General features: G+C 72.5%; 21 protein-coding genes. 12 read left to right on the top strand and 9 right to left on the bottom strand.

The window, feature by feature from the left end; genetic code table 11:
• The first annotated feature begins 115 nt into the window (after positions 1-115).
• A complete protein-coding gene (locus tag ACZ52C_RS08155) occupies positions 116-277 on the top strand; it encodes a hypothetical protein (RefSeq protein ID WP_225615610.1) in 162 nt (53 codons plus the stop codon).
• A gap of 48 nt (positions 278-325) precedes the next feature.
• On the opposite strand, the gene ACZ52C_RS08150 is transcribed toward ACZ52C_RS08155, so the two are convergent.
• The 3 genes from ACZ52C_RS08150 to glmS all read right to left on the bottom strand — a co-directional run bounded on the left by ACZ52C_RS08150 (position 326) and on the right by glmS (position 4,399).
• Positions 326-1,765 carry an NAD(P)H-hydrate dehydratase gene (locus tag ACZ52C_RS08150; protein WP_469073951.1) on the bottom strand — a complete coding sequence of 480 codons (1,440 nt, stop codon included), beginning with the start codon at positions 1,763-1,765 and terminating at the stop codon, positions 326-328.
• A 375-nt stretch (positions 1,766-2,140) separates the two neighbouring features.
• Complete coding sequence (locus ACZ52C_RS08145; protein ID WP_033528399.1) at positions 2,141-2,512, bottom strand: holo-ACP synthase; 372 nt, start codon at positions 2,510-2,512, stop codon at positions 2,141-2,143.
• A gap of 39 nt (positions 2,513-2,551) precedes the next feature.
• On the bottom strand, positions 2,552-4,399 hold the full coding sequence (gene glmS, locus ACZ52C_RS08140) for a glutamine--fructose-6-phosphate transaminase (isomerizing) (protein ID WP_365672034.1): 1,848 nt from the start codon (positions 4,397-4,399) through the stop codon (positions 2,552-2,554).
• Positions 4,400-4,625: 226 nt separating this feature from the next.
• Here glmS and alr point away from each other — a divergent pair, with 226 nt between their 5' ends.
• The 4 genes from alr to ACZ52C_RS08120 all read left to right on the top strand — a co-directional run bounded on the left by alr (position 4,626) and on the right by ACZ52C_RS08120 (position 8,001).
• Positions 4,626-5,786, top strand: a complete 1,161-nt coding sequence (gene alr / locus ACZ52C_RS08135; RefSeq protein ID WP_469073950.1) for an alanine racemase — start codon at positions 4,626-4,628, stop codon at positions 5,784-5,786.
• A gap of 144 nt (positions 5,787-5,930) precedes the next feature.
• Positions 5,931-7,178, top strand: a complete 1,248-nt coding sequence (locus tag ACZ52C_RS08130; RefSeq protein ID WP_469073949.1) for an alpha/beta fold hydrolase — start codon at positions 5,931-5,933, stop codon at positions 7,176-7,178.
• A complete protein-coding gene (gene tsaE / locus ACZ52C_RS08125; RefSeq protein WP_469073948.1) occupies positions 7,144-7,701 on the top strand; it encodes a tRNA (adenosine(37)-N6)-threonylcarbamoyltransferase complex ATPase subunit type 1 TsaE in 558 nt (185 codons plus the stop codon). Before ACZ52C_RS08130 ends, tsaE begins: the two co-directional genes overlap by 35 nt.
• A gap of 129 nt (positions 7,702-7,830) precedes the next feature.
• Positions 7,831-8,001, top strand: coding sequence for a hypothetical protein (locus ACZ52C_RS08120; protein ID WP_469073947.1), 171 nt, complete (start codon positions 7,831-7,833; stop codon positions 7,999-8,001).
• A 321-nt stretch (positions 8,002-8,322) separates the two neighbouring features.
• On the opposite strand, the gene ACZ52C_RS08115 is transcribed toward ACZ52C_RS08120, so the two are convergent.
• On the bottom strand, positions 8,323-8,883 hold the full coding sequence (locus tag ACZ52C_RS08115) for a hypothetical protein (RefSeq protein ID WP_469073946.1): 561 nt from the start codon (positions 8,881-8,883) through the stop codon (positions 8,323-8,325).
• A 124-nt stretch (positions 8,884-9,007) separates the two neighbouring features.
• On the opposite strand from ACZ52C_RS08115, the gene tsaB reads away from it, so the two are divergent.
• From tsaB to ACZ52C_RS08095, 4 genes are read left to right on the top strand one after another with little or no spacing between them, the layout of a single operon-like run.
• Positions 9,008-9,673: a tRNA (adenosine(37)-N6)-threonylcarbamoyltransferase complex dimerization subunit type 1 TsaB gene (gene tsaB / locus ACZ52C_RS08110; RefSeq protein WP_469073945.1), complete on the top strand. Its 666-nt coding sequence runs from the start codon at positions 9,008-9,010 to the stop codon at positions 9,671-9,673.
• Positions 9,670-10,194: a ribosomal protein S18-alanine N-acetyltransferase gene (rimI, locus tag ACZ52C_RS08105; RefSeq protein ID WP_469073944.1), complete on the top strand. Its 525-nt coding sequence runs from the start codon at positions 9,670-9,672 to the stop codon at positions 10,192-10,194. Before tsaB ends, rimI begins: the two co-directional genes overlap by 4 nt.
• 14 nt (positions 10,195-10,208) lie before the next feature.
• Positions 10,209-11,324 (top strand): tRNA (adenosine(37)-N6)-threonylcarbamoyltransferase complex transferase subunit TsaD, encoded by a 1,116-nt coding sequence (gene tsaD, locus ACZ52C_RS08100; protein WP_469073943.1) that lies wholly within the window; start codon positions 10,209-10,211, stop codon positions 11,322-11,324.
• A complete protein-coding gene (locus tag ACZ52C_RS08095; RefSeq protein ID WP_469073942.1) occupies positions 11,321-11,575 on the top strand; it encodes a hypothetical protein in 255 nt (84 codons plus the stop codon). Before tsaD ends, ACZ52C_RS08095 begins: the two co-directional genes overlap by 4 nt.
• Here ACZ52C_RS08095 and ACZ52C_RS08090 read toward each other — a convergent pair.
• Positions 11,529-12,269 (bottom strand): PH domain-containing protein, encoded by a 741-nt coding sequence (locus tag ACZ52C_RS08090; protein WP_469073941.1) that lies wholly within the window; start codon positions 12,267-12,269, stop codon positions 11,529-11,531. The two genes, ACZ52C_RS08095 and ACZ52C_RS08090, sit on opposite strands and share 47 nt — an antisense overlap.
• 118 nt (positions 12,270-12,387) lie before the next feature.
• On the opposite strand from ACZ52C_RS08090, the gene ACZ52C_RS08085 reads away from it, so the two are divergent.
• Together ACZ52C_RS08085 and ACZ52C_RS08080 are read left to right on the top strand one after the other, a co-directional pair.
• Positions 12,388-13,236: a helix-turn-helix domain-containing protein gene (locus ACZ52C_RS08085; protein ID WP_469073940.1), complete on the top strand. Its 849-nt coding sequence runs from the start codon at positions 12,388-12,390 to the stop codon at positions 13,234-13,236.
• Entirely contained in the window at positions 13,233-13,481 is a 249-nt protein-coding gene (locus ACZ52C_RS08080; protein WP_469073939.1) for a DUF397 domain-containing protein, read from the top strand. The genes ACZ52C_RS08085 and ACZ52C_RS08080 overlap by 4 nt, the downstream gene beginning before the upstream one ends.
• Positions 13,482-13,484: 3 nt before the next feature.
• Here ACZ52C_RS08080 and ACZ52C_RS08075 read toward each other — a convergent pair whose 3' ends face one another.
• The 4 genes from ACZ52C_RS08075 to ACZ52C_RS08060 are packed head-to-tail and all read right to left on the bottom strand — an operon-like array spanning position 13,485 to position 19,068.
• Entirely contained in the window at positions 13,485-15,794 is a 2,310-nt protein-coding gene (locus ACZ52C_RS08075; protein ID WP_469073938.1) for a beta-xylosidase/alpha-l-arabinosidase, read from the bottom strand.
• Between the two features lie 57 nt (positions 15,795-15,851).
• Positions 15,852-16,757: a carbohydrate ABC transporter permease gene (locus ACZ52C_RS08070; protein ID WP_469073937.1), complete on the bottom strand. Its 906-nt coding sequence runs from the start codon at positions 16,755-16,757 to the stop codon at positions 15,852-15,854.
• Positions 16,758-16,765: 8 nt separating this feature from the next.
• Positions 16,766-17,683, bottom strand: coding sequence for a carbohydrate ABC transporter permease (locus ACZ52C_RS08065; protein ID WP_469073936.1), 918 nt, complete (start codon positions 17,681-17,683; stop codon positions 16,766-16,768).
• A complete protein-coding gene (locus tag ACZ52C_RS08060) occupies positions 17,680-19,068 on the bottom strand; it encodes an ABC transporter substrate-binding protein (protein ID WP_469073935.1) in 1,389 nt (462 codons plus the stop codon). Before ACZ52C_RS08060 ends, ACZ52C_RS08065 begins: the two co-directional genes overlap by 4 nt.
• Before the next feature lie 121 nt (positions 19,069-19,189).
• Here ACZ52C_RS08060 and ACZ52C_RS08055 point away from each other — a divergent pair, with 121 nt between their 5' ends.
• Complete coding sequence (locus tag ACZ52C_RS08055) at positions 19,190-20,251, top strand: LacI family DNA-binding transcriptional regulator (RefSeq protein ID WP_469073934.1); 1,062 nt, start codon at positions 19,190-19,192, stop codon at positions 20,249-20,251.
• Positions 20,252-20,348: the final 97 nt, after the last annotated feature.

Below are 20,348 nucleotides of genomic sequence, written 5' to 3'. Positions count from 1 at the left end.
CTCCCGGTCGACCAGGGGGAAATGGGGGATGGGAATGGTTTTCGGCGTGCGTCTGCGGTTACGCGGCGCCGTTCGACAGAGTTCTACGCGCGATGACGCGGAACTTGCCGGACGGGTGTGCAGCGAACTCTCGGCCGACCTGCCGGAGGAGGATCTGGGCGAGTGCCTGGACGACGCGATGGACATGTACCGGCTGGGCAGCAAGCCGCGGTGCGAGGAGGTCGAGTATCTGGGGATGGTGCGGGAGGCCATCGAGCGGATCGAGGAGGGCGCTTGAGCCGGGGGTGCGGTGGGTGCCGTGGGGGCGGGGTCGGCGGGGTGGGCCTCAGGAGGTGACGTCCCGCCAGGCCGCCGGGATCGCCTCCGCCACGTCGTGGGCTCCTGTCGGGGCGCCGTCGGCGGCGTAGCGGCCGGCCAGGCCGTGGAGGTACGCCGCCGCGCTCGCCGCGTCCAGGGGGGAGAGGCCGGCGGCCAGGAGGGAGCCCGCCAGGCCGGAGAGGACGTCGCCGCTGCCGGCCGTCGCCAGCCAGGGGGTGCCGGTGGCGTTGGCGCGGACCGGGGTGGTGGGGTCCGGGGTGGCGATCAGGGTGGTGGAGCCCTTGAGGAGGACCGTGGCGTCGTAGGCGCGGGCCAGGTCGCGTACGGCGGTGAGGCGGGCGGCCTCGACCTCCTCCCGGGCGATGCCCAGGAGGGCGGCCGCCTCTCCCGCGTGCGGGGTCATCAGCGTGGGGGCCTCGCGGGTGCGGACCGTGTCGCGGTCGGCGAGGCGCAGGCCGTCCGCGTCCAGCAGGACCGGGACGTCGGAGGCGAGGGCCTCGGCGACCGGGGCCGGATCGTCGCCCGCGCCCGGGCCCGCGACCCAGGCCTGCACCCGGCCCGCCTTCTTCGGGCCCGTGTTCGAGACGAGGGTCTCCGGGAAGCGGGCGAGGACCGCGTCGGCGGCGGCGCCCACGTAGCGGACGGCGCCCGCTCCGCCGCGCAGGGCGCCCGCGACCGCGAGGACCGCCGCGCCCGGGTAGCGGGTCGAGCCCGCCGCGATGCCCACGACCCCCCGGCGGTACTTGTCGCTCTCCGGGGCGGGGCGGGGCAGGAGGGAGGCCACGTCGGCGTGCTGGAGCGACTCCAGGGCAGGCGTGGGCGGGAGGGTCTCCGCCAGGCCGATGTCGATCAGACGGACCGAGCCGGCGTACGCGCGGGCCGGGTCGATGAGCAGGCCCGGCTTGTGGGTGCCGAAGGTGACGGTGAGGTCGGCGCGGACGGCTGCGCCGTGCACCTCGCCCGTGTCCGGCTCGATGCCGCTCGGGAGGTCCACGGCGACGACCAGCGCCCGTGCGGTGGCGGCGAGTTCGGCGAGCGGCGCGGCGTCGGGGCGGAGGCCGCCCTTGCCGCCGATGCCGACGATGCCGTCGATGACCAGGTCGGCCCGGTGGACGGCGCGGGCCGCCTCGTGGGGCGGGAGCACGGTGCCGCCCGCTCGGCGCAGGGCGGTCAGGGCGCCGGGGTGGGTGCGGTCGGGGGCGAGCAGTACGGCGGTGACGCCCGCGCCTCGCCTTGCCAGGCGGGCGGCCGCGTACAGGGCGTCGCCGCCGTTGTCGCCGCTGCCGGCGAGGACGACGACGCGGCTGCCGTACACCCGGCCGAGGAGGTCGGCGCAGGCCGTGGCCAGGCCGGCGGCGGCGCGTTGCATCAGGGCGCCCTCGGGGAGGCGGGCCATGAGGGTGCGTTCGGCTGTGCGGACGGTTTCTACGCGGTGGGCTGAGCGCATGGGACGAGTCTGCCTTGTCCTTGGGGGCGGTTGGGGGGTGGGCCGGGGTTTCCTGGGTGCCCCTCTGCTGCCGCTGGGCAGGGTGGGGCCCCGCTGCTCGGCGGTGACGAGGCGCCGCCTGCGCCCACCCTCCCCCCACTCTCGGCTTCGCTCGAGCGGGAGGTGCCCCCATCGCCCCAGCGGCACGATTGCCCGCAGAGGAGGGGGAGGGGGAGGAGGCAAGGGCGGAGCCCTGCCTTCAGGGGCGCGGGGAACTGCGCGATCAGCCACGTACGGGCCGCGGCCGCCCTGCGACCCGAACCCCCGAGCCATGAGGCGCCCCGAGCCATGAGGCGCCCCGAGCCATGAGGCGCCCCCGAGCCACGAGGCGCCCCCTCACCCCTCCGCGATCACTACCGCCGAGGCCACCCCCGCGTCGTGGCTCAGGGAGATGTGCCAGGACTGGACGCCCAGTTCGGAGGCGCGGGACGCGACCGTGCCGGTGACGCGGAGGCGGGGTTGGCCGGAGGGTTCGACGTAGACCTCCGCGTCGGTCCAGCGCAGGCCGCTGGGCGCGCCGAGGGCCTTGGCGAGGGCCTCCTTCGCGGCGAAGCGGGCCGCGAGGGAGGCGATGCCCCGGCGCTCGCCGCTGGGGAGGAGCAGCTCGCTCGGGAGGAAGAGGCGGTCGGCCATGCTGGGCGTGCGCTCCAGCGAGGCACGGAAGCGGTCGATCTCGGCGACGTCGATGCCGACTCCGATGATGGGCATGATCCGCACCCTAGCCCCAGCGGTGCGGGCCCCGGCCGCTCACTCCACCGTCACCGACTTCGCCAGGTTCCGCGGCTGGTCCACCTCGTTGCCGCGGGCCGTGGCCAGTTCGCAGGCGAAGACCTGGAGGGGGACCGTGGCGACCAGGGGCTGGAGCAGCGTCGGGGTCGCCGGGACGCGGATCAGGTGGTCGGCGTACGGGACCACCGTCTCGTCGCCCTCCTCCGCGATGACGATCGTGCGGGCGCCCCGCGCGCGGATCTCCTGGATGTTGGAGACGATCTTGTCGTGGAGGAGGGAGCGGCCCGCCGGGGAGGGGACCACGACGACCACCGGGAGGTCCTCCTCGATCAGGGCGATCGGGCCGTGCTTCAGCTCGCCCGCCGCGAAGCCCTCCGCGTGCATGTAGGCCAGCTCCTTGAGCTTCAGGGCGCCTTCGAGCGCCACCGGATAGCCCACGTGCCGGCCCAGGAAGAGGACCGTGTTCTTGTCGGCCAGCGTGCGCGCCAACTCCCGTACCGGCTCCATCGTTTCGAGCACCCGCTCCACCTCGTGGGAGATACGGGACAGGTCGCGGATCACGGCCCGGATCTCGTCGCCCCACTTGGTGCCGCGCACCTGGCCGAGGTAGAGGGCGACGAGGTAGCAGGCCACCAGCTGGGTCAGGAACGCCTTGGTGGAGGCGACGGCCACCTCCGGACCCGCGTGGGTGTAGAGGACCGCGTCGGACTCGCGCGGGATCGTCGAGCCGTTGGTGTTGCAGATGGCGAGGACCCGGGCGCCCTGCTCACGGGCGTGGCGCAGCGCCATCAGCGTGTCCATGGTCTCGCCCGACTGGGAGATGGCGATGACCAGGGTGTGCGGGCCGAGGATCGGGTCCCGGTAGCGGAACTCGCTCGCCAGTTCCACCTCGCAGGGGATACGGGTCCAGTGCTCGATGGCGTACTTGGCGATGAGGCCCGCGTGGAACGCCGTACCGCACGCCACGATGACCACCTTGTCCAGCTCGCGCAGTTCCCGGTCGGGGATGCGGACCTCGTCCAGGGAGAGCGAGCCCGCCGCGTCGATCCGGCCGAGGAGGGTGTCGGCGACCGCCTTGGGCTGCTCGGCGATCTCCTTGAGCATGAAGTAGTCGTAGCCGCCCTTCTCCGCCGCCGAGGCGTCCCAGTCGACGTGGTACGAGCGGACGTCGGCGGGGCGGCCGTCGAACGTGGTCACCGTCACCCCGTCGCGGCGCAGTTCGACTACCTGGTCCTGGCCCAGCTCGATCGCCGAGCGGGTGTGGGCGATGAACGCGGCGACGTCGGAGGCGAGGAAGGCCTCGCCCTCGCCGACGCCGACCACCAACGGCGAGTTGCGGCGGGCGCCCACGACCACGTCCGGCGCGTCCGCGTGCACCGCGACCAGCGTGAACGCGCCCTCCAGCCGACGGCACACCAGCCGCATCGCCTCCGCGAGGTCGTCGCAGGAGGAGAACTCCTCGGCGAGGAGGTGGGCGACGACCTCGGTGTCCGTCTCGGAGGACAGGGTGTGGCCCCGCTCGGCCAGTTCGGCGCGCAGCGCGGCGAAGTTCTCGATGATGCCGTTGTGGACGACGGCGACCCGGCCCGCGTTGTCGAGGTGCGGGTGGGCGTTGGTGTCCGTGGGGCCGCCGTGGGTGGCCCAGCGGGTGTGGCCGATGCCGGTCGAACCGGTCGGCAGCGGGCGGCCGACCAGCTCCTTCTCCAGGTTGACCAGTTTCCCGGCCTTCTTCGCGGCGGCGAGGCCCCCGTCGGCCGCGACCACCACGCCGGCGGAGTCGTACCCGCGGTACTCCAGCCGCTTCAGTCCGGCGAGGACCACGTCGAGGGCGGACTGCGAGCCGACGTATCCCACGATTCCGCACATAGCAACCCCTGTGTTGTGCCGTTTGCGACCTGTCGTGTGTCGTGGGTGACTGTACGTGACAAGGGGGTGGCGGGTGAATGAGGCGGGTTCGGGGTGAGTGCCGGGGCGGGTTCGGGGTGGGGGCTCTGAGCGTCGCGGGGTGTCGGGTACGTCGTGGCTTGTCGCGCAGTTCCCCGCGCCCCTGGGAACAGGGCTGCGCCCGTTCCTCTGCGACACTGGGGCTGACATGAGTGAGACAGCACCTGTGCCGCACGCGCCGCTCCGGGCCCGTGCGGAGATCGATCTGGACGCCCTGCGGGCCAATGTGCGGACGCTGCGCGCGTCGGCGCCGGGCGCCGAGCTGATGGCCGTCGTCAAGTCGGACGCCTACGGCCACGGGGCGGTGCGGTGTGCGCGGGCCGCGGTCGAGGCGGGCGCCACCTGGCTGGGGACGGCCACGCCCGAGGAGGCGCTGGCGCTGCGCGCGGCGGGGCTGTCGGGTCGGCTGATGTGCTGGCTGTGGGCGCCGGGCGGACCCTGGCGCGAGGCGGTCGAGGCGGATCTCGACGTCGCGGTCAGCGGGTTGTGGGCGCTGCGGGAGGTCACCGAGGCCGCCCGGCGGGCGGGGCTGCGGGCCCGGGTGCAGCTGAAGGCCGACACCGGGCTCGGCCGCAACGGCTGTCAGCCCGAGGACTGGCCGGAGCTGGTCGCCGAGGCGCTGCGGGCCGAGGCCGAGGGACTCGTGAAGGTCACCGGGCTCTGGTCGCACCTCGCGTGCGCCGACGAGCCGGGGCACCCCTCCATCGACGCCCAGCTCACCCGCTTCCGCGACATGGTGGCGTACGCCGAGGGCCGGGGCGTCCGCCCGGAGGTGCGGCACATCGCCAACTCGCCCGCCACGCTCACCCGGCCGGACGCGCACTTCGACCTCGTCCGGACGGGCATCGCGGTCTACGGTATCTCGCCCAGCCCGGAGCTGGGCAGTTCGGCCGACCTCGGGCTGCGGCCGGTGATGCGGCTCAGCGCCTCGCTCGCGCTGGTCAAGCATGTCTCGGCGGGCCACGGCGTCAGCTACGGCCACCACTACGTCACGCCCGGCGCCACCACCCTCGGACTGGTCCCCGTCGGGTACGCGGACGGCATCCCCCGGCACGCCTCCGGCAGCGGGCCCGTCCTGGTCGGCGGCAAGTGGCGGACGGTCGCGGGCCGGGTCGCCATGGACCAGTTCGTCGTCGACCTCGGCGGGGACGAACCCGCCGCCGGTGACGAGGTCGTGCTGTTCGGGGCCGGTGACGGCGGTGAACCGACCGCCGAGGACTGGGCGAAGGCGGCCGGGACCATCGCGTACGAGATCGTGACGCGCATCGGAACCCGCGTGCCGCGCGTCTACGTCGACACGGGTGAGTGAGCGGGCGCGGACGACCGGGGCCCGTGAGGATGTGAGTCCCGGGCACCTGTGCATGCGTAGGTGAAAGAGGAACGAGACGGGTAACTCCGTACAGGCGTGCGGAGCGACAGTGGTACCGGACAGGTCGGCGAAGAGGAGCGGGACGTGAGCGAGAGCAGCGCCGAGGCCGTGGAGGCCGTCGCGAGCGCGGCCGCCGCCACGGCCGCGTCCGGCGACGGCATCTGGCGCAGAGCCGGGGTCGCGGGGGCGGCGATAGGCGTCGTCGCGGCCGGCGCGGCGGCCGGTGTCGCCATAGAGCGGCTCACCGTCGGGCGGGGCATGCGCAGGAAGGCGCGCCTGGCGCTCGACTCCACCGGCCCGTACGGAGCGCTGCGCGGCGTCCCCGCCAAGGCGGTCGCCGACGACGGCACCGAGCTGTACTACGAGGTCGACGAGGTTGAGCCCGAGGCGAGCCTCACGCCCCGCAGGCGCCGCCTCTTCGGCCGCAAGGCCCCGGCGCCCGTCACCGTCGTCTTCAGCCACGGCTACTGCCTCAACCAGGACTCCTGGCACTTCCAGCGGGCCGCGCTGCGCGGAGTCGTGCGGACCGTGCACTGGGACCAGCGCAGCCACGGCCGTTCCGGGCGCGGGGTGTCCGGTGTGCGTGACGGGCTGCCGGTCACCATCGACCAGCTGGGCCGTGACCTCAAGGCCGTCATCGACGCGGCGGTGCCGGACGGGCCCATCGTGCTCGTCGGCCACTCCATGGGCGGCATGACCGTGATGGCGCTGGCCGCGCACTACCCGGAGCTGATCCGTGAGCGGGTCGTCGCCGTCGCCCTGGTCGGTACGTCGTCGGGGCGGCTCGGCGAGGTCAACTTCGGGCTGCCCGTGGCGGGCGTCAACGCGGTGCGGCGGGTGCTGCCGGGGGTGCTGCGGGCGCTCGGGCAGCAGGCCGCGCTGGTGGAGCGGGGGCGGCGGGCGACCGCCGATCTGTTCGCCGGGATCATCAAGCGGTACTCGTTCGCGTCGCGGGACGTCGATCCGGCGGTCGCGCGGTTCGCCGAACGGATGATCGAGGGCACGCCGATCGACGTCGTCGCCGAGTTCTATCCGGCCTTCACCGAGCACGACAAGACCGAGGCGCTCGCGGCGTTCACCAAGCTGCCGGTGCTGGTGCTGGCCGGCGTCAAGGACCTGGTCACCCCGAGCGAGCACAGCGAGGCCATCGCCGATCTGCTGCCGGACGCCGAGCTGGTGCTCGTGCCGGACGCGGGGCATCTGGTGATGCTGGAGCACCCCGAGGTGGTGACCGACCGGCTGGCCGACCTGCTCACCCGCGCGGGGGCCGTGCCGGCGGGGGCTACCGTAAGTGGTTATGGAAGCGCCAGCAGCACCGCACGTCCCGGGTGAGTCCGGGGCCTCCCCCGACGACAGCGGGTCCTCCCCGCTGACCACCGTCCGGATCACCGTCAACGCACCCGACCAGATGCTGGAGCTGGGCCGTCGCCTGGCCAAGCTGCTGCGTGCGGGTGATCTCGTCATGCTCAACGGGGAGTTGGGCGCCGGGAAGACGACGCTCACCCGAGGGCTGGGGGAGGGGCTGGGGGTGCGCGGGGCCGTCACCTCGCCGACCTTCGTCATCGCCCGGGTGCATCCGTCGCTGGTGGAGGGGCCGCCGCTCGTGCACGTCGACGCGTATCGCCTGGGCGGCGGGCTGGACGAGATGGAGGACCTCGACCTCGATGTCTCGCTGCCGGATTCGGTGATCGTCGTGGAGTGGGGCGAGGGCAAGGTCGAGGAGCTGACCGACGACCGGCTGAACGTGGTCATCCACCGGGCGGTGGGCGACACGACGGACGAGGTACGGCACGTGACGGTCACCGGTCTGGGTGAACGGTGGGCCTCCGTGGAACTGGGTGTGCTGTCGGCGTGACGCTGCGCCGATCGTTCCGACGAGCTGTCGGCAAGATGTTGCGTCGGTCGTCCCCGGCGTGGTCACATGGTAACCAGTCCTTGGTTAGGTCTGCCTAACTTGGTTCGCCGTGGCACCCAGGAGGCGTCCATGTCGACAGCACAACGCAAGCCGGTTCCGTCCGGGGTGGCCGGGGTGTCGATGCGGGACCTGCTGGCTGCTTGTGCGGCGGCGAAGGCTGTCTCCACGCCGCCGCAGGCTCCGCCGGTGAAGGCCGAGGTACGACGGCCCGCAGAACGGCGGCGCCCTCGGGCCGCGTAGCCGTGGGGCGCCCTCGGGCCGCGTAGCCGTGGGGCGCCTTCGGAGGGGTGACGGGGGTCGTGGCGCGGGTGCCGGTCCGGTGGGGGTTCTCGCGCAGTTCCCCGCGCCCCTGAAACGGACCGGCGGTCAGCCGGCCGGCGATTAGGAGGGATCCCCCTAGGGGGTGTTTCGAAAGTCCTGTGCGGTGCCCGCGGTGTCCGGTGCGTGCTCTCGGCGTGCCGGACGAAAGCCCTCGTACTGGACGTACTTGGGTTTTCGGCCGGTGCGGCGAGAGGGCGTGGCGGGCGCCGTGGGTGCTGTGCGGGACTTTCGCAACACCCCCTAGTCGACCACGACCACCTTCGTGCCGATGCCCGCGAATTCCCACATGGCCTTGCCGTCCTTGCGGGACTCCCGGATGCCGCCCGTCTTGGTGGTGGGGTCGGGGCGGGGGGTGGAGCCGTCCACGGCCGCGCTGAAGCCCACGGAGACGCCGTCCACCGAGGCGAAGCGGACGACGTGCTCGATCGGGGTGCCGTCGGAGCCGGTGACGGCGGCGGAGCGGGACGAGACCGTGTACGTGGCGGGCGTGGGGTCGACCGTGCTCGGGGTGACCTCGAACGTGCGGGTGACCTTCTCGTTCGCGCCGACCAGCCAGACGCGGTCCTCGTCGAGGGAGTAGACGACCCGCTCGCCGGCGCCCGAGTCGTCGGGGAGGACGTCGTCGGTGTCCTTCTTCCCCTTGCCGGGGGTCGGGGACTGCTTGGCCTTCGGAGACTCCGATGCGGACGGTTTCCGCAGGTCGTCCGGCGCGTTCGCCGACGCCTGGTAGGCGAGGAAACCGACTGCGGCGATGGCCGCCGCGGTGAGCCCGGCCACGAATCCCGAGCTGCTACTGGCCACCTTCTGCGCCCACCTCTCGTACCCACGTACGCCCTTGAAGTACGTCTGTGCTGTGACGGTAGCAGCAGGGGGAGCGTGCACCGGGTCGGCCGTGGCCCGGGCCGAAGCGCCGTAGGCTGTTTGCGTGCTCTTGCTCGCTCTGGATACCGCCACCCCCGCCGTCACCGTCGCGCTGCACGACGGGACGGACGTCGTCGCCGCGTCGAGTCAGGTGGACGCGCGACGCCACGGGGAACTGCTGCTGCCCGCCGTCGACCGGGTCATCGCCGAGGCGGGCACCCGCCTCGACGCCGTCACCGGCATCGTCGTCGGCATCGGTCCCGGCCCGTACACCGGGCTGCGCGTCGGCCTCATGACCGCCGACACCTTCGGCCTCGCGCTCGGGGTCCCCGTCCACGGCCTGTGCACCCTCGACGGGCTCGCGTACGCGGCCGGCGTCGAGGGGACGGTCGAGGGACCGTTCGTGGTCGCCACCGACGCCCGGCGCAAGGAGGTGTACTGGGCTCGGTACGAGGACGCGCGGACGAGAGCGACCGAGCCGGCCGTCGACCGGCCCGCCGAGATCGCGGAGCAGGTGTCCGGTCTGCCCGCCGTCGGGGCCGGCGCGCTGCTGTATCCCGACACCTTCCCGGACGCCCGCGCGCCCGAGCACGTCTCCGCCGCGTCCCTCGCGGCGCTGGCGGCGGAGCGGCTGGCCAAGGGTGAGGAACTGGAGGCGCCCCGGCCGCTGTACCTGCGCCGGCCCGACGCCCAGGTCCCCAAGAACTACAAGGTGGTCACCCCCAAGTGACGACCCCGGTGCTGCGCGAGATGCGCTGGTGGGACATCGAGCCCGTCCTGGAGCTGGAGAAGGACCTCTTCCCCGAGGACGCCTGGTCCCGGGGCATGTTCTGGTCGGACCTCGCCCACGCGCGGGGCCCGCACGCCACCCGGCGGTACGTGGTGGCGGTCGCCCCGGACGAGGGCGCGGACAGCGGCGGTGGAGGGCGGATCGTCGGCTACGGGGGCCTGGCCTCCGCCGGGGACACCGCCGACGTACAGACCATCGCGGTCGCCCGGGAGCACTGGGGCACCGGCCTCGGCGCGCTGATCCTCACCGAGCTGCTCCGGGCGGCCACCGCCTTCGAGTGCGCCCAGGTGATGCTCGAATGCCGGGTCGACAACGTCCGCGCCCAGAAGCTCTACGAGCGCTTCGGCTTCGAGGCGATCGGCTTCCGCCGCGGCTACTACCAGCCGGGGAACGTGGACGCGCTGGTCATGCGCCTCAACGACCCTTCCACATCCGTACAAGGAACCGAGATCAATGGCTAGGGATGGCAAGGTCAATGGCTGACGAACCGCTGGTCCTGGGGATCGAGACCTCCTGCGACGAGACCGGTGTCGGCGTCGTGCGCGGGACGACCCTGCTGGCCGACGCGATCGCGTCGAGCGTCGACGAGCACGCCCGGTTCGGCGGCGTGGTGCCCGAGGTGGCCTCCCGCGCCCACCTGGAGGCGATGGTTCCGACCATCGAGCGCGCGCTGAAGGAAGCGGGGGTGAGCGCGAAGGACCTCGACGGCATCGCCGTCACCGCCGGTCCCGGCCTCGCGGGCGCGTTGCTGGTCGGCGTCTCGGCCGCCAAGGCGTACGCGTACGCGCTGGGCAAGCCGCTCTACGGCGTCAACCACCTCGCCTCCCACATCTGCGTCGACCAGCTGGAGCACGGGGCGCTGCCCGAGCCGACGATGGCGCTGCTGGTGTCGGGCGGTCACTCGTCGCTGCTGCTGTCGACCGACATCACCTCGGACGTACGGCCGATGGGCGCGACGATCGACGACGCGGCGGGGGAGGCCTTCGACAAGATCGCCCGCGTGCTGAACCTGGGCTTCCCCGGCGGTCCCGTCATCGACCGGTACGCCCGTGAGGGCGACCCGAACGCGATCGCCTTCCCGCGTGGCCTCACCGGGCCCCGCGACCCCGCCTACGACTTCTCCTTCTCCGGTCTGAAGACCGCCGTGGCCCGCTGGATCGAGGCGAAGCGGGCGGCCGGGGAGGACGTTCCGGTGCGGGACGTCGCCGCGTCCTTCCAGGAGGCCGTGGTGGACGTGCTGACGAGGAAGGCCGTACGCGCCTGCCGGGACGAGGGTGTCGACCACCTGATGATCGGCGGCGGTGTCGCCGCCAACTCCCGGCTGCGGGCACTCGCCCAGGAGCGCTGCGAGGCGGCCGGCATCCGGCTCCGGGTGCCCCGGCCCAAGTTGTGCACGGACAACGGGGCGATGGTGGCCGCGCTGGGCGCGGAGATGGTCGCGCGGGGGCGCTCCGCTTCGGACTGGGATCTGTCGGCGGACTCGTCGTTGCCGGTGACGGATCCGCATGTGCCGGGGAGTGCGGTCGGGCATGCGCACGACCACGGGCACGATCACGTGCACGAGGTCAGCAAGGAGAACCTGTACTCGTGACGGTCGCGCTGATGTGGGAGGCGCGGGCGGTGGCCGGGCGGGGAGAGGCGCTCCTCGCCTGGGCGCGGGCCCAGGAGCTTCCCCTACGGCCGCTGCGGCGCGAGACGTTCCGGGCTCCGCAGGACCGGGTGCTGGTCATCACGTGGTGGGACGCCGAGTACGACGCGGAGCTGCCCGAACTGCCGGAGCCCGGCGAGGAGTTGGTCAGTCGGGCGGTGCACCGGTGGCGGTTCGAGTCGCTGGGGGCGTGAGACCGCGTCGGTGACGGCGTTCGCCGAAGCCGTCCAGGACGAGGAAGAGGAAGGGCGCGCAGACCAGCGGGACGCCCAGGAGCAGCAGGTACGTGTGCGTCGGCCGCTCGGTGAAGAGCAGCCAGCCGTCGACGACGAACGCACCGGCCAGGACCACCCCGCTCGCGACGGCCGTCCGTTGCCCCGCCCTGCGCCGCCGCGCCCTGCGCGCGATGCGTTCCTCCACGTCGGGCCGGGTGTCCAGCGTGGTGAGCCCGAGCCGTAGGGCGGCGGCGCACAGGTCGGCGATCTCGGCGCCCGGGTCGGTCAGTTGGTACTCGTCGACGTGGGGCAGGCGGGCCCGGCTCCCGTCGGTGGCGTACAGATAGCCCGACCAGCGCGGGTTGCCCCACCTGATGTTCTCGACCCGGATGCCGTAGATCTCCGACCAGGTCCAGCCGCGGGTGCGGAGCGCTCCGCGTACGGTGACGCCGTCCGACGTGACGGACGTACGGGCCCTGAACTGCTCCAGCAGCACCCGGCCCGCGACGGTCAGCCAGGCCGCCACGGTCAGTGTTTCCCCGGTCGACGGGCCGAACGTCGTCATCATGTTCACCGACAAGGCGATGATCAGCGTCGCCGCGGCCAGCGTGCCGAGGAGCGCGGGGTGGATTCCGCGCCGTCTTCGGTACTCCCGCTCTATTCCGTTGCTCATCCGGTCGTTATAGCCCCCCTCAGTGAACGCCGGGTAAGAGGGGGTGCCGCGTGTACTGAGGGGGGAGTACGCGGCTGTTCGATGGACAGTACGGTGAGCGGGTCGTCACGCTGGGTGGATGGTGCACGGTGTGGAGTGGGCTGCGCAGGGGCCGGGTGGTGAGCCCGAGTCGTCGGACAGCATGCGGGCGTTCGGGGCGGTCGTCCAGGCGCTGCGGGAGCATGCGGGGTTGAGCCGGGAGGAGTTCGGGGCGCGGGTGCACTTGTCCAAACACTCGGTGGCTTCCATCGAGTTGGGGCGACGGCTGGCGGACCAGCGGTTCGTGGAACTGGCGGAGGAGGCGACGGGCAACACGGGGGCGGTACGGGGGGCGTTTCGGCATATGGCTCGGCAGCCGGGGTTGGCGGTTTGGTTCAGGACGTGGGCGAGGCTGGAGCAGGAGGCGGTGTACCTCGCGACGTACGAGTGCCGGTTGGCTCCTGGGTTGTTGCAGTCCGAGGGGTACGCGCGGGCGGTGTTCGGCAATCGGCTTCCCCCGCTGTCGGACGAGCAGCTGGAGGCGCAGGTCGCGGCACGCATGGAGCGGCAGCGCATGTTCTGGGAGCGCCCCAACACCTCGTTCAGCTTTGTGATGGACGAGCATGTCGTCCGGCGCCGGTTGGGGGGTGCCGACGTCTTGCGGGGGCTCCTCGATCACCTGTTGGAGTGTGCGCGACTCCGCAACGTGGAGATTCAGATCGTTCCGCTGGAGTGCGAGGCGCACGCGGGTCTGGACGGCCCGCTGGCGCTGCTGGAAACCCCGGACGGGCAGCATCTCGCCTATGCGGAGGGCCAGAAGACCGGGCGGCTGGTCGTCGACGCAAAAGAGGCCGCCGTACTGCACCGTCGGTATGCGACACTCCGCGCACAGGCCCTCACTCCGCTGGACTCCGTGGGCCTGCTGGAGCGGATCAGAGGAGCGCTATGAGCACCACCGAACTGGCCTGGTTCAAGTCCAGTCACAGCGGTACCGAGGGCGACAACTGCGTTGAAGTTGCCCTGGAATGGCGCAAGTCCACGTACAGCGGCACCGCGGGCGACAACTGCATAGAAGTCGCCCCCACCCCCGCCACCATCCACATCCGCGACTCCAAAGACATCACCCGCCCCCACCTCGGCCTCGGCCCCGCCGCCTGGGCCGCGTTCGTCGCGCACGCGGCCCAGGCGGACTGAACCTCAGCTCTCCACGGCCCTGACCTCCGTCTCGCAGTGCAGGCGGCGGTCCGGGCCCACCTCGCGGACGGGACCCGGCAGCGTCAGCCTCACCGCGTGGCGGATGTCCGCGCTCGACGCGCCCAAGCGCAGTTCCAGCGCGCCCGGTTCGACCACGCGGCGCCCCGCGCGGTCCGTGAAGCACGAGACGTCGGGGTGGAAGCGGAACCGCACGCGGGAGGCACCCCCGGGTGCCAACTCCAGCCGCTGGTAGGCGATCAGGCGCAGGTCGGGGCGGGTCACCGAGGCAACCGGGTCGTGCAGGTACAGCTGGACGACCTCCGCGCCCGCCCTGTCACCCGTGTTGCGGACCGTCACCGACACGTCGTGCCCCTCATCCCCCGCACCCTCGTCCGCGAAGTCCGTCCAGGCGAACGTCGTGTACGCGCGGCCGTGCCCGAAGGGATACAGCGGCGTCGGGTCGAGGTTGCTCGCCCCGCCGGCCAGGCCGAGCGGCGGCTGGAGGTACGTCCACGGCTGGCCCCCGGGGCGGTTCGGAACGCTCACCGGGAGGCGGCCGGAGGGGGAGACACGGCCCGACAGGACGCCCGCGACCGCCGGCCCGCCCTCCTCCCCGGGGAAGAACGCCTGGACCACGCCCGCCAGCCGCTCGTGCCAGCGCCCCAGCGCGTAGGGGCGCCCGGTGAGCAGCAGCGCCACCACCGGCGTACCCGTGGCGATCAGCGCGTCCAGCAGGTCGGCCTGGACCCCCGGCAGCCGGAGGTCCTCCGCGTCGCAGCCCTCACCGGAGGTGCCCCGGCCGAAAAGGCCCGCCCGGTCGCCGAGCACCGCGACGCAGACATCCGCCTCGGAGGCCCGGGCGACCGCCTCGGGGAAGCCGCCGGTGTCGTCGCCGTCCACGTCGCTGCCCGCCGCGTACGTGATCTTCGCGTCGGGGAGTTCCGTGCGCAGGGACTCCAGGACCGTGGGGATCGCGATGCCCAGGGGGGTGCCGGGGTGGGCGGGGAGGACGTGGGAGGGGAAGGAGTAGCAGCCGAGCATGGCCAGGGGGTCGTCGGCGCGGGGGCCCACGACCGCGATCCGGATGTCCGGCGCCAGCGGCAGGACGCCGTCCGGGTTGTCGAGGAGGACCACCGACTCCTCGGCCAGCCGGCGGGCCAGGGCGCGGTTCGCCGTGGAGTCGAGGTCGATCCGTTCGGGGTCGGCGGCGGGCGCCTCCGGGGACCAGTCCTCGTCCAGCAGGCCCAGCTCGCACTTCTGGAGCAGGACCCGGCGGGCGGCGCGGTCGACCAGCGACTCGGGGATCTCGCCCGCGCGGACCGCCTCCACGAGCGGCTCGCCGTAGCAGCGCAGGGTGGGCAGCTCGACGTCGATGCCGGCGGCCAGCGCCGCGTGCCCCGCCTCCGCGCGGTTTCCGGCCACCCGGTGGTTGGTCTCCAGGAAGCCCACGCCGAAGTAGTCGGAGACGACCGTGCCGGTGAAGCCCCAGGCGTCGCGCAGGAGTTCGGTCAGCAGCCCCGGGTCGGCCGAGACCGGGACGCCGTCCGTCTCCGTGTACGCCGCCATCACCGAGCGGGCGCCGCCCTCGCGCAGGGCCATCTCGAAGGGCGGCAGGGTCACGTCCGCGAACTCCCGCACCCCGGCCCGTACGGGCGCGTGGTTGCGGGCGCCGACGGACGCCGCGTACCCGGCGAAGTGCTTCAGCGTGGCCACGATCCCGGCCGACTCCAGGCCGCGTACGTACGCCGTGCCGACCGTGGCCACCAGATACGGGTCCTCGCCGATCGTCTCCTCGACCCGCCCCCAGCGCGGGTCGCGGACCACGTCAAGGACGGGGGACAGGCCCTGGTGGACGCCGACGGAGGCCAGGTCGCGGCCGATGTGCCGGGCCATCTCCTCCACCAGCGGCGGGTCGAAGGTCGCGCCCCAGGCCAGCGGGACCGGGTAGGCGGTCGCGCGCCAGGCGGTGAAACCGGCCAGGCACTCCTCGTGCGCGACGGCCGGGATGCCGAAGCGGCCCGCGGCCATGATGCGGCGCTGGGCGCGGGCGAGGGCCCGCGCGCCGGCCGCCGGGTCGACGGGCGCCGTGCCGAAGGCGCGGGTGAGCTGGCCGAGGCCCCGGGTGATCAGCTCGTCGTAGTCGAACGTCTCCGACATGTGCTGCTCGTCGGGGGCGATGTCCTCGCCGTTCGCATCGCTCTTCACCCACACGCCGTACAACTGCGCGGCCTTCTCCTCCAGCGTCATGCGGGAGAGCAGGTCCGCGACCCGGGCCGCTGCGGGGAGGGCCGGGTCACGCCAAGGGGTGGTCATGGAACTCCTTCGGGGGTCGGCGAGTTGCGGAGGGTCGCGGGTGCCGGAGCCGGTGGGTCACTTGCCGCCGACGCCCATCAACCCGCCCACCAGCGCCCGTCGTGCCACCAGGTACACGGCGAAGATCGGGATGCCGGACAGGACGACCGAGGCGAGCACGGCGGGGATGTTGACGCCGAACTGACTGACGTAGTTGAACAGCCCGAGCGTGAGGACCCGGGGGCCGTCCGACTGGGTGAAGATCAGCGGGAAGAGGAAGCCGTTCCAGGCCTGGAGCGCCGAGAAGATGACGACCGTGCTGATGCCGCCCTTGGCGAGCGGGATCGTCAGCTGGAAGAGCATCCGCAGCGGGGACGCCCCGTCCAGGGCCATCGCCTCGTACAGGTCCTCGGAGACGTCCCGGAGGGTGCCCACCAAAACCAGGACCGAGACCGGCATCGCGAAGGCCGCCGTCGGGAGGATGACGGCCGGCAGGGTGTCGTAGAGATCGAGCTTGGCGATGAGCAGATACAACGGCACGACCACCGCCTGCGCCGGGATCGCCACGCCCAGCAGGAAGAGGCGGAACGCCGCGTTCGACCAGCGGTCGCGGGTGCGGACGGCGACGTACGCGAGCGGGATGGACAGCGCCAGGACGATGCCCACCACCGACACCGCGACGATCGCCGTGTTGCTCAACAGGTGGCCGAAGCCGCTGGTCAGGACCGTGTTGTAGTTGTCGAGGGTCGGGTCCGTCGGCGGCTTGAGGGGGTTGCCCGTCAATGCCTTGTCCGCGCCGGTGAGGGACGCCGACAGCATCGCGTAGATCGGGATCAGGACGATGACCAGCCAGACGAAGGCGCCCAGGCCCGCCACCGGGTTGGCGCGCCGCGTCCAGTGCCTGCGGCGACGGGGGGAGTGCGGCACCGGGCTTCCGTCCGGCTGCCGGGTCCTCGTGGGGCGCGCCAGTGTGTCGTGTGACATCCGTGCCGTCACATCCCTTCGCGGGTGCTGCGCATGGCGCCGAAGCCGGTCAGCCGGACCAGGACCAGGGAGAGGCCCGTCGCGGCGATGACCAGGAAGGACGCGATGGCGCTGGCGTAGCCGAAGTCGTACGTCTTGAAGCCCGCCTCGTACATCAGGTACGGCAGGATCGCGGTGTCCGTGCCGGGGCCGCCCTTGGTGAGGATCAGGACCGTCTCGAAGTACGTCAGGGAGCCGACGACCATCAGGACCGTGGACGTGGTGATCGTGTGCCGCAGCTGCGGGAGCGTGATCGAGAAGAACTGGCGGTAGCGGCCGGCGCCGTCGATGGCCGCCGCCTGGTAGAGGACCTCGGGGATCTGGCGGGCCCCGCCCTGGTAGATCAGGGTGTGGAAGGGGATGAACTGCCAGCCGCCGACGAAGACGATCGCGAGGAACGCGCCGCTCTGCGAGCCCAGGGTGTCCTGCTGGATGATGCCGAAGTTCGGGTCGAGCAGGGCGTAGAACAGGATCGCGATGGCGGTGGAGGAGAGCAGGAACGGGACGAAGAAGACCGCGGAGAGGATCGCGCGGTTGCGCTGCCGGCCCGCCGCCCAGACGCCGAGGAGGAGGGCGACGACCGTCTGGAAGGCCCAGCTGGCGACGGTCAGGACGACCGTCAGCCACAGGGACTGCGTCATCCGGGGGTCGTCGAGGAGCTTCTTCCAGTTGTCCAGGCCCACCGGCCGCGGGTCGCCCAGCCCGTCCCAGCTGGTGAAGGAGAGATAGAGGGCGAGCGCCATCGGGACGACCGCGAAGAAGGTGAAGAAGAGAACACCGGGCAGGGCCCAGACGGCGTGCGGGCGGCCGGTGCGGGCCGTCCGGCGGCCCGCGCGGTGCTCCCGTCCCTCGCCCGCCGGCGGGGCCTTCTCGACCGTGACGGTCACTTCAGCCCCTTGCAGGCCGTCACGAAGTCGTCCGGCGAGGACTGGCCGGCGAACAGCTTGCCTATCTCCGTGTGCATCTTGGTGCCGAGGCCGTCGCCGAGCGCCTGGTCCCAGGAGAGCGTGAAGGCCGGGGCCTTCTGCACCATGTCGTACTGGAACTTCGCGTACTCGGGGTTGGGCGAGGAGGCGAGCAGCTCGGCCGCGTTCGAGGTGGTCGGCACGTCACCGTTGTCGATCAGCGCCTGCGCGTACGCCTTCGACGCGCAGTCCTTGAGGAAGCCGACCGCGAGGTCCTTGTTCTTCGTACGGGCGTTGATCGACCAGTAGTTGGTGGGGTTGCCGACGACGTTGCGGACGTCACCGGTGCCGCCCTCGACGGTCGGGAAGGCGGCCCAGCCCAGGTTGCTCCTGGCGAAGTCCGGGAACTTGCCGAGTTGCGTGGAGTACTCCCAGGAACCCATCAGGTGCATGGCCGCCTTGCCGCGCGCGAAGACCGCGGGAGCGCCGCCGTTGACGTACGACACCGAGGTGAACTTGGAGCCGAAGGCGCCGTCGTCGATCAGCTCCTTGACCAGTTCGGCGGCCTTGAGGACGGCCGGGTCGCCCCAGCCGTCGGCGTCGCCGTCCTGGATGCGCTTGAAGACCTCGGGGCCGCCGATCCGGTCGACCAGGTACTCCAGCCACATCAGCTCGGGCCAGACGTCGGAGCCGCCGAGCGCGAAGGGGGTGATCTTCGCCTTCTTCAGCTTGGCGTTGATGTCGAGGAGCTGGTCCCAGGTGGTGGGCGGCTGGAGCTTGTGCTCGGTGAAGACGGACTTGTTGTAGAACAGGATCACCGGCTGCATGCCGCGCATCGGGATGCCGTAGTGGCGGCCCCCCAGGTCACCGGCCGCGAGGACCGAGGGCAGGAAGCCGTCCTTGAGGACCGGGTCGCCCTCGATGATGTCGGTGAGGTCGACGAGCTTGTCCGCCTCCTCGTACGGCTTGATGGAGCCGCCGCCCCAGTTGAAGAAGATGTCCGGGGCGCTCGGGGAGCCCATGGCCGTGCGGAGCTTGGGGGAGTAGTCGGAGCCGGGGACCTTCTGGAGCTTGATCGTGCCGCCGGCCTTCTTTGCCGCGGCCGACTTGTTGAACCGGTCGACGCCCGCCTGCTGGACCTTCACCGCGTCGTCGCCGTACACGAACGCGGTGAGCGTCTTGCCGTCCCCGCCGCCCGAGCCGCCGCCGGAGCCGCAGGCGGTGAGACCGGCGCCGAGGCCGGCGGTGAGCAGCGAGGCGGACCCCGCGCCGAGGAACCAGCGCCTGCTGTACGGCCGCCCGCCCGCGCCGCTGCCGGTGGACCGGCCCGCGGTCGTCCCGGTGGACTGGCCTCTGCTCGACTCCATGAGAGCACCCTTCGCGAATGTCCGGACGTGCGAATGTTTCGGATGACACTTCGAATGTTCCGGGAACGTATGGCCGTCGAAAGGGTTCGTCAAGGGGTCGCGCAGAGATACGATCCGGCACATGAAGCCCGCGAAGCCCGAGGAAATCCAGACAAGAGCGCGTGCGTCGCACCCCACGCAGACCGCGACGCTCGCCGAGATCGCCCGCCAGGCCGGCGTGTCGGCTCCGACTGTTTCGAAGGTGCTCAACGGCCGCGCGGACGTCGCGCCCGCCACACGCACCCGCGTCGAGGAACTGCTGCGCGAGTACGGATACCGCCGCCGGCGCGCCGAGGCGACCCGCTCCCCCCTCGTCGACCTGGTCTTCCACGAACTGGAGAGCGCCTGGGCCATGGAGGTCATCCGGGGCGTGGAGAACGTCGCCCGGCAGGAGGGGCTGAGCGTCGTCCTCTCCGAGAGCGCGGGGCGGCTCACCCCCGGCCGCACCTGGGCCGACCAGGTCGCCGCGCGCCGCCCGCACGGCGTCGTCCTGGTCCTGTCCGGGCTCGACGAGTCCCAGCGCGCGCTGCTGCACAGCCGCTCCATCCCGTTCGTGGTGATGGACCCGGCGGGCGACCCCGGCGACGACGTGCCCTCGATCGGCGCGACCAACTGGCAGGGCGGGCTCGCCGCGACCCGCCATCTGATCGAACTCGGCCACCGGCGCATCGGCGCCATCAGCGGGCCCTCGCGGATGATGTGCAGCCGCGCCCGGGTCGACGGCTACCGGGCCGCGCTGGAGACCGCCGGGCTGCCGGTCGCCCCCGACCTGATCAAGGCCGGGGACTTCCACCACGAGACCGGCTACCGGCTGGGGCTGGAACTGCTGCGCCGGCCGGACCGCCCGACCGCCGTCTTCGCCGGCAACGACCTCCAGGCCCTCGGCCTCTACGAGGCGGCCCGCGAACTGGGCCTGCGCGTCCCGGAGGACCTCAGCGTCGTCGGCTTCGACGACCTGCCGGTGGCCCGCTGGGTGGGCCCGCCGCTGACGACCGTGCGCCAGCCCCTGATGGAGATGGCCGAGGCGGCGGCCCGACTGGTCCTCGACCTCGGCCGCCAGGAGGGTTCGTCGGCGGCGACCCGGGTCGAACTGGCGACGAGCCTGGTGGTCCGCGCCAGCACGGGAGCCCCGCCGGCCCTCTAGGCGGGGAACTGCGCGACGAGCCACGGCGCACGGGTCGGGCGGCCATCAACCGATCCCGGCACACGCGTGTCCGGAAGTTGATGTATTGACGACTGAG

It is taken from the genome of Streptomyces sp. NPDC034049 (assembly GCF_055575575.1).
The sequence above is the reverse complement of the archived record's forward strand: the minus strand, read 5'-3'. Positions and strand labels throughout refer to the sequence as shown.